We start from the raw sequence: 12,793 nt of genomic DNA on the forward strand, positions 1-12,793 counted from the left end.
TGTCGCCGTCACCGGTGGACTTTACGGAAAGGGCATCGAAGGTGTCCGAGAGGCCGTCCTGGTGAAACCCGCCGTTTGTCAGGAGATATGCCGAGATGACAAGGATGGAGGTCACCGCGGGGGAAAGGAATGTGAGGGAAACGAAAGAGATTATCGCCAGAAAAGCTCCCTGGAGGAAGCCGACGAGAGGGAAGAACACGGCCGAACCTGACATATCCGCCCCGGAGAGTTCCCCCCTGATGCGTATGGGGATGATGGTCAGGAACTGAAAGGCCGCCGGTATCCTCTTCATGCGTTTCAGGTCAACTCCTTTGACACACCGGCCTCATCGAAGGTGGCCATCTCGCGGTAGATCTTGAGGCCTGCCTCGATAAGGGTCATGGCAAGGGCCGCCCCCGTTCCTTCGCCGAGGCGCAGGCCCATGTCGAGGACGGGTTCAAGCCCTATTTTCTTCAGCATGACACTGTGCCCTTTTTCTACCGAGTTATGGGCCGCGAACATGTAATCCCTGACAGCGGGCGCGATGGACCAGGCGATGATCGCGCCCGCCGTCGATATGATGCCGTCGACGACAACGGGGATCCTCAGCGATGCCGCGCCGAGAATGAAACCGGCGATCCCCCCGATCTCGGCGCCGCCAACCTTTGCGAGGACACCCACCGGGTCGGCGGGATCGGGTTTGTTGAGGGCAATGGCATCTTCGATGACGGTGATCTTGTGGCGCAGGGACTCGTCGGAGATGCCCGTGCCTTTTCCCGTGACCTCCGCGGCCGACGCACCGGTCATGACGGCGGCGATGGCGCTCGATGGCGTTGTGTTGCCTATACCCATGTCGCCCGTACCGAAGAGGCGGTACCCTTTATCCGCGTACTCCTTCGCCAGGGCGATACCCGTCTCGATGGTTTGGGCGGCCTCGTCCCGTGTCATGGCCGCACCCTTGCGCATGTTTCTCGTGCCCCTGACCACCTTTTTGCGGATGAGCCCCGGGTCGTCGTCGAAATCGTGGTCCACGCCCATATCGACGACAACGACATCGGCACCCGCATGGCGGGCGAGGACATTTATACCGGCGCCGCCCTGGAGGAAATTGTGCACCATCTGCACTGTCACCTCCTTCGGGAATAGGGAAACGCCTTCGTCGACGACGCCATGGTCGCCCGCAAAGGTAAATATGGCCTTCTTTCCGAAAAGAGGCGGCATGCTGTCGCCGGTGATGGCCACGATCCGTTTCGCGAATTCCTCGAGCCTTCCCAGGCTCCCCTGGGGCTTCGTCAGGCTGTCGAGGCGTGCTGTGGCGAGGTTCAGCAGGCCCTCGTCAGTTCCTTCAATGTGTATCTTTTCCAATTCTACGTCTCCTTTATCTTCATAGGGATACCGGCTGCCATAAGATAGACGTCCGTCGCGGCCGAGGCAACCTCAGCATTCAAACGGCCGATGTTGTCCCGGTATTCCCTTCCCAGGGGCGTCTCGGGTACGAGTCCAAGGCCCACCTCGTTGGAAACGATGTAGAGCAGACCCGGGGCATCGTCCGAAATGGCCGCGATAAGCTCATCGACATACCGCCCAAATGGCAGTTGGCGCATCATGAGGTTCGAAACCCACAGGGTAAGGCAGTCGATGAGGATTATAGGGTATTCCGGCCCCAATTTCCTGACCAGTGACGGGATCTCCACCGGCTCCTCGAATGTCCGCCAGTTCTTCCCCCGCTCCCTTTGATGGTTGGCGATGCGAGCCTTCATTTCGTCGTCAAGGGCCTCGGCGGTGGCCACAAAGGCTTTCTTCCCCTCCTCCGCCGCCGCCGCGCGAAGGGCGAAGGTGCTTTTTCCGCTCCGGGCGCCGCCCAGGATCAGGATCCTTTTTCGCATTCTTCCCTAACCTCCTCCGATACGATCATCACGAACGGTTTCAGGGACAACGGGTTCTGACGGACGACGACCACGGTCTTGTAGACATCCTCGATGGTCTCGTAGTCGATCACCTCCGCCGGAGCCCCGGCCTTCCGGATCCTCCCCCCGTCCATAAGAACAAGGCTTTCGCAGTATTCGGAAGCGAGGTTTAGATCGTGAAGTATGATCACGACGGTGAGCCCCTCCTGCCTGTTCAGGCGCTTCACCAGGTCGAGTATGGCTGCCTGGTGGGTGATGTCGAGGTGTGACGTCGGTTCGTCGAGGAGGAGGGCCTCCGGTTGCTGGGTAAGGCCGCGGGCGATGAAGGCAAGCTGGACCTCGCCGGCGCTCATCTCGGACATGAGGGCGTCCTTGAGGTGGAGGATGCCCGTCATCTCCATCACCCTGCCTGCTATGGCGGCGTCCTCTTCCTTCTCGAAGAACTGGAGCTTCCCGTAGTAGGGGATCCTTCCGAGAAGGACGAACTCCCTGACCGTCATCTCGATAAGAGGCATATTCTGGGAGACGACGGCGATCTTTCTGGCCACATCCCCGATCTGAAGCCTCTTCATGTCGACGCCGTCGAGGAGGACTGTTCCCTTCGAGGGCTTGATAAGGCGCGTCATGGCCCGCAGCATCGTCGTCTTTCCCGATCCGTTGGGGCCTATGATTCCGACAAATTGACCTTTTCCAATGGAAAGGTCGATCTCGCGAAGGATGGTCTTTTCACCGTACCCGCACGTGAGTTCCCTTAACTCTATCACAGGGAACCTCCCCCCGACGGGCCCGACGTCTGCCGTCTTGCCAGGATGTAAATGAACACGATCCCCCCCAGTATACCCGTGATGACGCCCACGGGAAGTTCGATGGGGGCGATCACTGTGCGCGCGATGGTGTCGCAGAAGATGAGGAACCCCGATCCGACGAGGAAGGATATGACAAGGAGTCGTCTGTGGTCGTAGCCCGTCATTATCCTGACAAAGTGGGGGACGATAAGGCCCACGAAGCCTATGATGCCCGTCAGGGAGACGCTGATCCCCGTGAGGAGGGAGGCCATGAGGAAAAGCTGCTTCTTCGCCCTTTCCGTATCGATACCGAGATGGACCGCCTCCTCCTCCCCGAGGGACAGGGCGTTAAGGACGGAGGCGAAGAAATAGGAGACGAAGAGACAGGCAACAACGATGGCTGTCAGCACAAGGATGAGCGTCCAACTCGGCTCTTCCAGGGACCCCATGATCCAGAACACGATGCTGTGGAGTTCCTGTGTCTTGGATATGGCGAAGATAAGGAAGACAAGGGACGAGGAGATGAAACTCATCATGACCCCGGTGAGCAGAATGCCCTGCATCCTCAGGACGGTACGGCGCATGTTCAGGAAATAGAGGGGAAGGATGACGAGACAGGACCCGAGAAACCCCGAAAGGGGAAGGGCCGTCACGGGCAGGATATAATGGAGCTGCAGGATGATGCACAACGCCGCGCCCAGGGCCGCACCCCCGGATATGCCAAGGGTGTAGGGTTCGACGAGGGGGTTTCTGAACATCCCCTGGAGGATGACCCCCGCGATGGATAGGGCACCCCCGACGGCAAAGCCAAGAACGATCCTCGGCAGCCGGATATCCATGAGGATGCCGAATTCCGGTGTGGCCTGCCCATTCAGGATGATCGTGAGGATCCTGCGAAGGGGTATGCCCGCCGACCCGCTCGCCATACCGGTGATGGCGGCCGCTGCCAGAAAGACACAGGCCGCGGGCAGGAGGACCCTCATAGGCCGTCGCTTCATTTCCACCCCGTCGCTTCATGGGGATGGAGGAGCGCCGCTATATCGCCGAGGGACCTGGCGAAGCTCACCGGTGTCGGGCTGCAGACGTCGTCGGAGTCCATGAGGTACACCCGGCCATTTTTCACCGCCTTCACCGTCGGGAATTTTCTCCATGCAAGGCGCTCGTTCCGGCCGCTGAGGCCCATGGTGACAATAAGGATCACGTCGGGGTCTCTGAGGACGGCCTCTTCGCGGCCTACGCTTCCCGAGGCGACATCCCTGAACAGGTTGACGGCTCCGGCAAACTCTATGAAGTCATTCATGAATACGTCCCTCGTCGCGACGAAGAAAGGCTTCGAGCCTATCTGAACGAGCACCCCGGGCCTGGACAGACAAGCCGTTCTCTGCTTGATGGCGTCAACACGTGACCGTGCGATACCGACAAGGCGCTTCGCCTCTTCGGACCTTCCTGTGACCCTGCCCATCTGGAGGAAGGCGTCACAGAGCCCGGAAAAGGTATCGGCTATGGTGAAGGTGACGACATTGAGTCCGAGCTGCTTCATCTTTTGTATGGTCTTCGGGTCCGTGAGGGTCATGGCAAGGACGAGATCGGGCTGCAATTTCAGGATCTTCTCCAGGTTAGGCTGCATGACGGTGCCCACTTTCTCCTTTGTTCCTGCCTCTTTGGGCCTGTTGCAATAAGTGGTTACGCCGATAATGCTCTTCTCCAGTCCGAGAAGGTAGAGCGATTCCGTGACCGCGGGGCTTAGGGAGACTATGCGAAGGGATCTCGCCGTCTTCTGTGTCCCTTCGGCCCATGCCGGCAGGGCAAGACACAGGATGATTATGGCGGCGAGGACTGACAGCGGCCGGGGCATCTTTCTTGAGAAAGAGGGGATCATATGTCTTCCCTCGGGGGGAGCGCCTTGATATCAAGGAAGAAATACTCTTCTGTCGACCGGATGTTCCCTCTCTCTAAAGGGACGGGCCTGCGGAAGATGGGGCCGTCGTAGACGAAGCTGTGGTATTCGCCCCTCTCGCCGCATAGGTCAACATCGCCGCCAAGGGCCTTGAGGTCATTGACGAACGCCCCGTCTATCTCCCTGCCGATCCAGGTATCGTCGAGATAGCGCCGGTTCACGGTGACGATGACGGCCTTGAAACCCTCATTTATGAACTCCGAAAGGAGGTCGTCCCTTTTTTCAAGCCACAGGGGAAGGGAAGGGCGCAGTTTGTATTCCGAGCAGACCCTTTCCACCCACGCCCTGTGCTCTTCCATATCGATATCGCCGAAGATTCCCCGGTATATCCCTTCATCACGGAAGGCGGAAAGCGCCTTCTTGAACTCCTCTTCGTACCCGTTCCATGTCGTCCTGCGCTGCACAAGGGGGATGCCGATGGCCTCAGCCTGAAGGGAAAGCAGGTCCGCTTCAAGGCCGTGCGTGCGGGAGTGGGTGCCATCCTCCGTCACCATGTTGATGAGCCGCGTTACCGCGAACCCCGACCGTCGGGCTCGGTGGAGCGCCAGGGCGCTTTCCTTCCCCCCGCTCCAGGAACAGAATACATTCTCAGGACCCTTTGTCATAGAACACTCCCCTCGATCCATCCGCATACCCTGCAGTGACGGCGGTCCTTATTCATTCCGGCGCCGCATCCTTCACAGGCCTTTTCGTCTTGTCCGGGGCGCGGGACATCCCCGACCATCTTTCTATACACCTCGTAATAATGAAGGTGCGCCTTGTTGTAGAAACGCACACTGTATGAGCGCCTCTTGTCCTCATATTCCTTATCCGATATGGCAGCGTCCAGTATGGTGTTAAGTTGCGTCATCCCAGACCCCACTTCAAGGGGCCTCTTGCCCTGCCAGAGGATCCTGTCGGGCAGAAGACCTTCAAGAGCACGCCTCAAGACCCATTTGCCGTGGACGATGCCGTTTTGTTCCCTGATCTTCCATTTTCCCCGTATCTCGAGGGCAAAATCAAGGATTTCTTTATTCAGGAAGGGTTGCATCACCTCTATAGCGAGGTGCCTGCCGAGGGGTATCGAGTTAAAACTCATGACACCTGAAAGCTCCCGGATGTATCCGTCGAGGTCTTCCATTGACGCCATATATGAATAACCGCCGAAAAGCTCGTCCGATCCGTCACCGGTCATGACTGACCCAAGACCCATCGACTTCGCCTCCTTCAGGGCAAAGTAGACGGCAAGGTCATTGGGAACAGCGGGGTCGAAGCTCTGCAATATCGCAACAACCTGCGGTACTGCGGCCAGTGCCTCATCAACGGGCACGGCCCTGTGGATAAGCTCCATGCCCAGCGCATCGGCGGCCTCCAGGGCATATTTCAGGTCGGGACTATCTGCCCCAAGGGTCACTATGATGCCTCTTTTACATCCGGAGAGGGCGGCGGCTATGGACGAATCCAGGCCGCCGGAGAAGAGAACGCCCTGGGGCCTGAAGCTGGAGAAGACCTTCCGGAGCACTTGCCTTAACATTAATATTGTACTTTCGGCAGATAGAGCTTCCTCAGAACTTGTAGTTATATTGCACCCCCAGTATATAGTTCCGCTCCGCTGACGGATAATAGTTTTTCGCGCCCGTCCCGTTGGAGACAACAGCATATTCGCTGTATTGTTTATCGAAAAGGTTCCTTATCCCGCCCGTCACCTTCAGGCCCTTCCAGGCGTAGACCGCCGTGAGATCATAAAGGGTGAAGCCGCCCATGGCGGGATAGGCGTTTCTCACATCACTCGTCATGTAGCGGTTACCGGTGTACAGCGAAGAGAATGTGAGTGTGAGATCATGGATGGCCCAGGAGACGGCACCGGTCAGTTTGTTTCTCGGGACCATGGGGACCCGGTTCCCGTCGAGGTCGTCTCCGTCAAACTTTGCCTCCATGTACGTGTACCCGAGATCGACCCTCAGGCTCGGGACGATAAGCCAGAAGAAAGAAGCCTCGAGGCCCTCACGCTTTGTCTTGTCATAGTTGGAGTTCGTAAACGTGAGGGGGTTGTAGTATATCTCGTTCTTGTGGCGGCCGGAAAAGACGGTGGCGCTGGCGCCGATGTCCCTCGTGAAATTGAACCTGACGCCCAGATCGATCTCTTTTACCGTGTGAGGCTCCAGGGATTCGTTAATGGGGGGCGTCGCAAAGGGGCTGAAGTATTCGTCCGTTGCCGGGAACCGGAAGCCTTTCGAGTAGTTGACGAATACGTTCCCTTTCTCGGGGATAATGAAGTTGAGTCCCACCCGGAAGGCTTCCTTTTCATTCTTTACGAAATCATTGATAGGTGCCAGGAATCCCGTGTTGTCGGTATAGTCGATATCGTATTTGGCCTTGGCCAGGCGGTAACCGGCGCTGAAAAGGAGGTTTTTCAGGAGATGTATCTCGTCGTTGATGTAAAAACCGTATTCCGTCTTGTTAATGTTGGTGTCGGAATCGGTGCCCGAGCCGAGGTCGTTGCTTCGACTGGGGGAAAAATAGTAATCGATCCCGCCGACAAGGGTGTTCTTCAGTGAAAAAAGATCCTCCTTAACGGTGATCTTCGGTGTGAGCGACATCGTCTCAAACCTTCTCATCGAATCCCAGGGGGTGCCCGACATGTCGTAGTGAAATGACGTGTGCCTCTTTCGGTAGGCTGCGCCCAGGGAAAGAAGTACCGCTTCGTAAGGCTTTGCCGATGCCTCGACATCGATGAAGTTGTCCTCGGTATTGCCTTCGTCCAGGGGGGTTTTCGAATCTTTCCTGCCGTATGCGCCGGTGAGGAGATCCGCCTGGGTCAGGGATCCGGGCAGGCCGTAGGTATCCCTGTGGTGCCCGGCCTTTACGCCTATGGTGAAGTCCCTGGGAAGGGCAAAGGAAAAGGAGCCCAGAATGTCCCTGGCGCGGATATCGTTGTTGTGCCTGTAGCCGCTTGTATCGTATGAAGATGTAAGAACATTGTAGGAAAACCTGCCTTCCTTGCCCGACACCCCAAGATAGGGGTTGTAAAGGTCATAGGTGCCCGTGTTCAGGCCGGCGATAACCGACGGCTTCCCTTCACCCTTCTTCAGTATGATATTGACGACGCCTCCAATGGCGTTGTCTCCATACAACACGCTCGCAGGCCCCCGGTATATCTCGATCCGTTCGATCATTTCGACGGGCACCTGCATGAGGTCGGTACCGGACATGTCGATCTCGTTCACCCTCCTGCCGTCGACGAGAAAGAGCGAGTTCTGGGCCGCGGTCTCTCCAAAGCCGCGGATGTCGATAGTCGAGTACTTGGGGTTGCCCAGAAGACTTCGGGTGAAGACGCCCTGCTCATCCCTGAAGACGTCGGTGAGCGTCCGGGCGCCTTTCTCTTCGATCTGCTCCCGGGTGATGACAGAAATGTTCGCCGGCACTTCGTTGATCTTTGACTCGGTGCGCGCTGCGGTGACAACGATGCTGTCGAGCTTGTGCGCCGCCGGCTCTTCAGAAAAACAGAAAAACGGGGAAAACATAAACATGTACAGGAAAAAAAGAGTGAAAACGCGGGCCATGAGAACCTCCTTATGCCTCGTAAGGATAATTTCTCGAAGAATTCAACCCAAGGTTTCCTGACTTAGGGAGGTGAGAGCCAACGCGCCTTCCCGTTCCATCCTTCTCGGAACAGTGGCCGGCTTAGAACCGTGCGTTGCTTGGTCCCATCACAGTTGCGGGTCAGCGGAAGATTTTCACTTCGCTTCCCTTGCAAGTTGAACCGTAACGAGTATATGAGTGTCTTTACCACAAACCGCTCCAGAAAATCAAAGAGTTCTTTTATTTATACGCAGGCTTCAATTGTGATAAGGTATACGAAAATATCGCGGGTAGGATGAATATGGACAGATGTGAGGATGTCCGGCAAAAATTCAATGACTGCAATGTGGGGCGTCTCCTCGGCATCGAGGTCTACGAGGTGGAAGAGGGGATGGCGCGCGGCAGGATGCTGGTCAGGAAGGACCATATCAACGTATTCGGCGGTATCCACGGCGGCATCCTTTTCGCCTTCGCGGACCATGTCGGCGGGGCCTGCGGGAACAGCTTAGACTATAAGGCACTTCTTGTCGAGTCCACGGCGCGCTTCAAGAAAAGCGCGAGGGAAGGGCAGACGATATACGCACAGGCCCGGCTTGTCCATTCACGAAAGAAGGTGGACAGAATAGATATCACCGTTACCAACGAGGTCGGTGAAACGCTCGTCACTCTGAACATGGTCTCATTTGTTGTGGAAAATGCGGCAAAGACTTCTTAAGATCTTCGATATCCTCCTCAAGACCTTCGGGGAAAGACATTGGTGGCCCGGTGACACGGCGCTCGAGATTATCGTGGGCGCTGTCCTTACCCAGAACACCTCCTGGAGGAACGTGGAAAAGGCAATCGCAAACCTGAAGTCCGCGAACCTGCTGGACCTCGATAGACTGCATGCGGCGAAAGAGGGGATTCTGGCCGAGCACATCAGGTCGTCGGGATATTATAATCTAAAAACTGCAAGATTAAAGAATATAGTTAATGTTATACATGATGAATACTGCTCATCTATTGAAAGATTAAGGGATAATGACACATACAAACTGCGGAAAAGGCTCCTTGACATCAAAGGCATAGGAGAAGAGACCGCCGACAGTATCCTCCTTTATGCACTCGAGAAGCCGATCTTTGTGGTTGATGCCTACACGAAGCGTTTTCTCGCCAGCCACGGACTTCATGACGGGTCATACAAGTATTCGGACGTGCAGGCATTCTTTATGGGCAATCTCCCATCGGACGCCTACCTTTTCAACGAATATCACGCGCTTATCGTCGCGCTATGCCAGCAGTACTGCCTGAAGACCCCGAAATGCGAACAATGCCCACTCAAGAACGAAAGAAATAACCAATGACCAAAAAGAAAATGACCAAAGGGAAGGTCGGTCCTTTTGGTCATTTGATTGGTCGATTGTGATTGGGTTATTGATTATTCCAATTCTCAGGAGATAATCGTTACTTTGACATCGCCCGCAGCCTTCTCGATGGTGCCTATCCGCGTCGCGGTCTCGCCGGCGTTGTTGAGAGATTTTACGACCTCTTCGGCATCGCTGTCGTTGACGATCAGGGCAAAACCCGTGCCCATATTGAAGGTAGTGCAGGCTTCATTGATATCGAGATTGCCGGCCTCCATGAGGGCCCTGAAGATCGGCGGGACTTTCTGGGGATCAATGCTGATTGTCGTAGAAAGGCCGTCGGGAATGATTCTCGAGATGTTGCCGGGGAGGCCTCCACCGGTTATGTGGGCCATACCTTTTACGGCAAAGCGGTTGACGATATCCAGCACGGGCTTCACATAGATCCGCGTCGGTTTGAGGAGCTCTTCAAAAAGCTTTCCCGGTATTCCCGGAACCTCTTCGTCAATACGATAGTTCTTCACGTCGAAAAGGAGTTTTCTTACCAGGGAGTAGCCGTTGCTGTGCAGGCCATTGGAGCGAAGGCCAATGACGGCGTCGCCCTGCGCTATTGTGGAGCCGTCGATGATAGAATCCTTTTCCACGACGCCCACGGCAAAGCCGGCCAGGTCGTATTCATCGTCCTTGTAAAAAGAGGGCATCTCGGCCGTTTCTCCCCCGACAAGGGCACAGTCCGCCTGGAGGCATCCGTCGCAGACCCCGCCAACAACGAAAGGATATACATTCTCATCGATCCTTCCGCACGCATAATAGTCAAGGAAAAAGAGAGGTTTGGCTCCGAGAGTGAGAATGTCGTTCACGCTCATGCCGACGAGGTCGATACCGACCGTGTCGTGTTTACCGGCTGAAAAAGCTATCTTCAGCTTGGTGCCCACACCATCGGTAGAACTGACGAGAACCGGGTTCTTGTAGGACCTGGGAACCTCGGTCAGAGCGGCGAAACCACCGATCATGTTGAGGACATTCACGTTGTGAGTCGCCTTGATGCGGCCCTTGAGGTCGTCGATGAGACGGTCCGCTCTGGCTATGTCTACGCCGGAATCTTTGTATGTAATGGTCTTCACGGTTCTAATGTAAGGTCATCCCCGAACGATTGTCAATCGAAAGATTGCTCTGCCAATATGACTTTTAGCTGATCTGCCGCGGCAAGCGGGATCAAACCATTCTCGCGATGAAGTCCTCAACGGGTATCGCGGGAAGGGTTATGATCTGTATTGTACCTCTGGAACCCAGTTCTATCGACAACTTTGCTATCGCTTCGTTATTGGGGGCCTCGAGGATATTGAGAAAATCGTACTGGCCAAGAACCGCGTACTGGGCAAGAACCTTTGCACCCATGCTCTCGATCTCCCTGTTGACCTCTTCGATCCTCTCGGGATGCTTCTTGATGGTCTTCCGTCCCTCATCCGTTAACGTGCTGATCATAATATAGATTGGCATGCCCGCACCCCCCAAAAGGTTTTAAATGATATATAGATTCCAATATACCCGGAGGGTTTGTCAATATTATTATGTTTTAGTGACGGGGCGTTATCGGAAGTGGTATGTACGGAATTTCACATTATCCACTATAAAACATGATATTGATTGGAAGAACGAAATGTGCTATCATCTACCACTTTTAATATCAAATACTTTATATGAACCATTTTGTTCAATATTTCACATATCGATTCGCATTTGAAACAAATCAACACGGCTCTATATTCTCAATTACAAGGGGGATCTATGGCTAAACCTATGGATCAATACAAGTGGCATGAACTAACAGTAGGTTGTGTTATTGAAGAGGTTGGAAACGCTATGGAGTATAAGACCGGAGACTGGCGTTCTTCCAAACCCGTCTGGAACTGGGAAAAATGCACCAAGTGTGGTCTTTGTTGGCTCTTCTGCCCCGACGCCTCCATCCGCCAGAGAGATGACGGCTTCTATGAGGCGGACCTGGACTATTGCAAGGGTTGCGGCATTTGCGCGAAAGAATGCAAACCGGTCGCCATTACAATGGTTGAGGAGGAACGATGAGCATAAAGACAGGTATGGAAGTTTCGATAGCGGCATCGGAAGCGGCCAAACTCGCCCGCGTGGAGGTAATCGCCGCTTACCCCATCACGCCTCAGACACATATAGTCGAACATCTGTCTGAAATAGTCGCCAACGGTGAACTCGATGCCGCCTATATCAACGTCGAGTCGGAGCACTCAGCCATGTCCGCCTGTGTCGGCGCCAGCGCCACCGGAGCCAGGACGTTCACATCAACGAGTTCCCAGGGCATGGAACTCATGCACGAGATCCTTTTCATAGCTTCCGGTCTGAGGCTTCCCATCGTGATGGCCTCTGTCAACCGTGCGCTGTCATCTCCGCTGTCCATCTGGGGAGACCATTCCGACATCATGGCGGCCCGCGATACGGGATGGATCATGCTTTTTTGCGAGAATGGTCAGGAGGTCGTGGACTCGATCATCATGGCTTTCAAGATGGCTGAGGACAGGCGGGTGCTTCTGCCCCTCATGGTAAATCTGGACGGGTTCTCCTTGAGCCATGTCATTGAACCCATAGAATTTCCGTCACAGGAGGACGTGGATCGTTTCCTGCCTCCGTACAACCCCTTGTATACACTTCACCCGGACAAGCCTGTGACAATGGGCGCTTATGCTATGCCGGAGCTCTACACCGAAGCGAAGTACGCCCAGGAGATGGCCATTCGGAATTCGAAAGGCGTTATTAAGGAGGTTATGGACCAGTTCACCAAGGAATTCGGCAGAGCATACAACATAGTCGAAACCTACAACGTGGAGAAGGCCGATACGGTCTTCATGGCACTGGGGTCCATAAACGAGAACATCAAGACCGCGATCGACAATCTGAAGGAGCAGGGTAAGGAACTTGGCCTCGTCTCCCTGAGGCTTTTCAGACCTTTCCCGGACGCAGAGCTTCTCGAAGTCCTTAAGGATAAAAAGAAAGTCGCCGTACTGGAGCGGGTAATGCCGGGCGGCGCAATGAACGGTCCGCTGTTCAATGAAGTGGCGAGCTTGGCCATCAGCAACGGGCTTAGGATCCAGCTCGAGAATTTCATATTCGGCCTCGGTGGCAGGGATGTGGAACCCGAAGAGCTGATGGACTTGTACGAACAGGTTGTTTCTTCAGCAAAGGTATCCCATGCTGACAACAAGAATTACGGCGTAATAGGGGTGAGATCATGAG

At 55.1% G+C, this 12,793-nt stretch carries 15 protein-coding genes and 1 riboswitch; of the genes, 4 read left to right on the forward strand and 11 right to left on the reverse strand.

What is annotated here, in order from left to right:
* The 9 genes from PHC90_09685 to PHC90_09725 form a co-directional block, all read right to left on the reverse strand.
* On the reverse strand, positions 1 to 292 hold a 292-nt coding region (locus PHC90_09685), incomplete at its 3' end, for an adenosylcobinamide-GDP ribazoletransferase (GenBank protein ID MDD3846620.1).
* Between the two features lie 5 nt (positions 293 to 297).
* The gene (gene cobT / locus PHC90_09690; GenBank protein MDD3846621.1) at positions 298 to 1,344 is read right to left on the reverse strand and encodes a nicotinate-nucleotide--dimethylbenzimidazole phosphoribosyltransferase; all 1,047 of its coding nucleotides are present in this window, start codon (positions 1,342 to 1,344) and stop codon (positions 298 to 300) included.
* 2 nt (positions 1,345 to 1,346) lie between these two features.
* Complete coding sequence (cobU, locus tag PHC90_09695; GenBank protein ID MDD3846622.1) at positions 1,347 to 1,865, reverse strand: bifunctional adenosylcobinamide kinase/adenosylcobinamide-phosphate guanylyltransferase; 519 nt, start codon at positions 1,863 to 1,865, stop codon at positions 1,347 to 1,349.
* Positions 1,847 to 2,650, reverse strand: coding sequence for an ABC transporter ATP-binding protein (locus tag PHC90_09700; GenBank protein ID MDD3846623.1), 804 nt, complete (start codon positions 2,648 to 2,650; stop codon positions 1,847 to 1,849). The genes cobU and PHC90_09700 overlap by 19 nt, the downstream gene beginning before the upstream one ends.
* Positions 2,647 to 3,669: an iron ABC transporter permease gene (locus tag PHC90_09705; protein ID MDD3846624.1), complete on the reverse strand. Its 1,023-nt coding sequence runs from the start codon at positions 3,667 to 3,669 to the stop codon at positions 2,647 to 2,649. Before PHC90_09705 ends, PHC90_09700 begins: the two co-directional genes overlap by 4 nt.
* Positions 3,666 to 4,550, reverse strand: a complete 885-nt coding sequence (locus PHC90_09710; protein MDD3846625.1) for an ABC transporter substrate-binding protein — start codon at positions 4,548 to 4,550, stop codon at positions 3,666 to 3,668. Before PHC90_09710 ends, PHC90_09705 begins: the two co-directional genes overlap by 4 nt.
* Positions 4,547 to 5,233 (reverse strand): diphthine--ammonia ligase, encoded by a 687-nt coding sequence (locus PHC90_09715; protein ID MDD3846626.1) that lies wholly within the window; start codon positions 5,231 to 5,233, stop codon positions 4,547 to 4,549. Before PHC90_09715 ends, PHC90_09710 begins: the two co-directional genes overlap by 4 nt.
* Entirely contained in the window at positions 5,230 to 6,141 is a 912-nt protein-coding gene (locus PHC90_09720) for an asparagine synthase-related protein (protein MDD3846627.1), read from the reverse strand. The genes PHC90_09715 and PHC90_09720 overlap by 4 nt, the downstream gene beginning before the upstream one ends.
* Before the next feature lie 31 nt (positions 6,142 to 6,172).
* A complete protein-coding gene (locus tag PHC90_09725) occupies positions 6,173 to 8,170 on the reverse strand; it encodes a TonB-dependent receptor (GenBank protein MDD3846628.1) in 1,998 nt (665 codons plus the stop codon).
* A 50-nt stretch (positions 8,171 to 8,220) separates the two neighbouring features.
* Positions 8,221 to 8,360, reverse strand: a riboswitch (cobalamin riboswitch).
* Positions 8,361 to 8,490: 130 nt separating this feature from the next.
* Between PHC90_09725 and PHC90_09730 the strand changes: the two genes are divergently transcribed.
* On the forward strand, positions 8,491 to 8,904 hold the full coding sequence (locus PHC90_09730; protein ID MDD3846629.1) for a PaaI family thioesterase: 414 nt from the start codon (positions 8,491 to 8,493) through the stop codon (positions 8,902 to 8,904).
* A complete protein-coding gene (locus PHC90_09735; GenBank protein MDD3846630.1) occupies positions 8,885 to 9,532 on the forward strand; it encodes a hypothetical protein in 648 nt (215 codons plus the stop codon). The genes PHC90_09730 and PHC90_09735 overlap by 20 nt, the downstream gene beginning before the upstream one ends.
* Positions 9,533 to 9,618: 86 nt before the next feature.
* Here the strand turns inward: PHC90_09735 and purM are convergent, their stop codons facing one another.
* A complete protein-coding gene (purM, locus tag PHC90_09740) occupies positions 9,619 to 10,656 on the reverse strand; it encodes a phosphoribosylformylglycinamidine cyclo-ligase (GenBank protein ID MDD3846631.1) in 1,038 nt (345 codons plus the stop codon).
* 91 nt (positions 10,657 to 10,747) lie between these two features.
* Positions 10,748 to 11,032, reverse strand: coding sequence for a GYD domain-containing protein (locus PHC90_09745; GenBank protein ID MDD3846632.1), 285 nt, complete (start codon positions 11,030 to 11,032; stop codon positions 10,748 to 10,750).
* A gap of 300 nt (positions 11,033 to 11,332) precedes the next feature.
* On the opposite strand from PHC90_09745, the gene PHC90_09750 reads away from it, so the two are divergent.
* Together PHC90_09750 and PHC90_09755 are read left to right on the forward strand one after the other, a co-directional pair.
* Complete coding sequence (locus PHC90_09750; GenBank protein MDD3846633.1) at positions 11,333 to 11,614, forward strand: 4Fe-4S binding protein; 282 nt, start codon at positions 11,333 to 11,335, stop codon at positions 11,612 to 11,614.
* Positions 11,611 to 12,792, forward strand: coding sequence for a transketolase C-terminal domain-containing protein (locus tag PHC90_09755; protein ID MDD3846634.1), 1,182 nt, complete (start codon positions 11,611 to 11,613; stop codon positions 12,790 to 12,792). The genes PHC90_09750 and PHC90_09755 overlap by 4 nt, the downstream gene beginning before the upstream one ends.
* The last annotated feature ends 1 nt before the right edge of the window (position 12,793 follow it).

The organism is Syntrophorhabdaceae bacterium, from assembly GCA_028698615.1.
GTDB lineage: Bacteria > Desulfobacterota > Syntrophorhabdia > Syntrophorhabdales > Syntrophorhabdaceae > Delta-02.

Bases quoted from the DNA above. Each gene is read 5' to 3' on its own strand.
- PHC90_09755 (MDD3846634.1), top strand. From the start codon at position 11,611: ATGAGCATAAAGACAGGTATGGAAGTTTCGATAGCGGCATCGGAAGCG.
- PHC90_09720 (MDD3846627.1), bottom strand. From the start codon at position 6,141: ATGTTAAGGCAAGTGCTCCGGAAGGTCTTCTCCAGCTTCAGGCCCCAG.
- PHC90_09725 (MDD3846628.1), bottom strand. From the start codon at position 8,170: ATGGCCCGCGTTTTCACTCTTTTTTTCCTGTACATGTTTATGTTTTCC.
- PHC90_09750 (MDD3846633.1), top strand. From the start codon at position 11,333: ATGGATCAATACAAGTGGCATGAACTAACAGTAGGTTGTGTTATTGAA.
- PHC90_09705 (MDD3846624.1), bottom strand. From the start codon at position 3,669: ATGAAGCGACGGCCTATGAGGGTCCTCCTGCCCGCGGCCTGTGTCTTT.
- PHC90_09715 (MDD3846626.1), bottom strand. From the start codon at position 5,233: ATGACAAAGGGTCCTGAGAATGTATTCTGTTCCTGGAGCGGGGGGAAG.
- PHC90_09745 (MDD3846632.1), bottom strand. From the start codon at position 11,032: ATGCCAATCTATATTATGATCAGCACGTTAACGGATGAGGGACGGAAG.
- PHC90_09710 (MDD3846625.1), bottom strand. From the start codon at position 4,550: ATGATCCCCTCTTTCTCAAGAAAGATGCCCCGGCCGCTGTCAGTCCTC.
- cobU (MDD3846622.1), bottom strand. From the start codon at position 1,865: ATGCGAAAAAGGATCCTGATCCTGGGCGGCGCCCGGAGCGGAAAAAGC.
- PHC90_09730 (MDD3846629.1), top strand. From the start codon at position 8,491: ATGGACAGATGTGAGGATGTCCGGCAAAAATTCAATGACTGCAATGTG.
- PHC90_09735 (MDD3846630.1), top strand. From the start codon at position 8,885: ATGCGGCAAAGACTTCTTAAGATCTTCGATATCCTCCTCAAGACCTTC.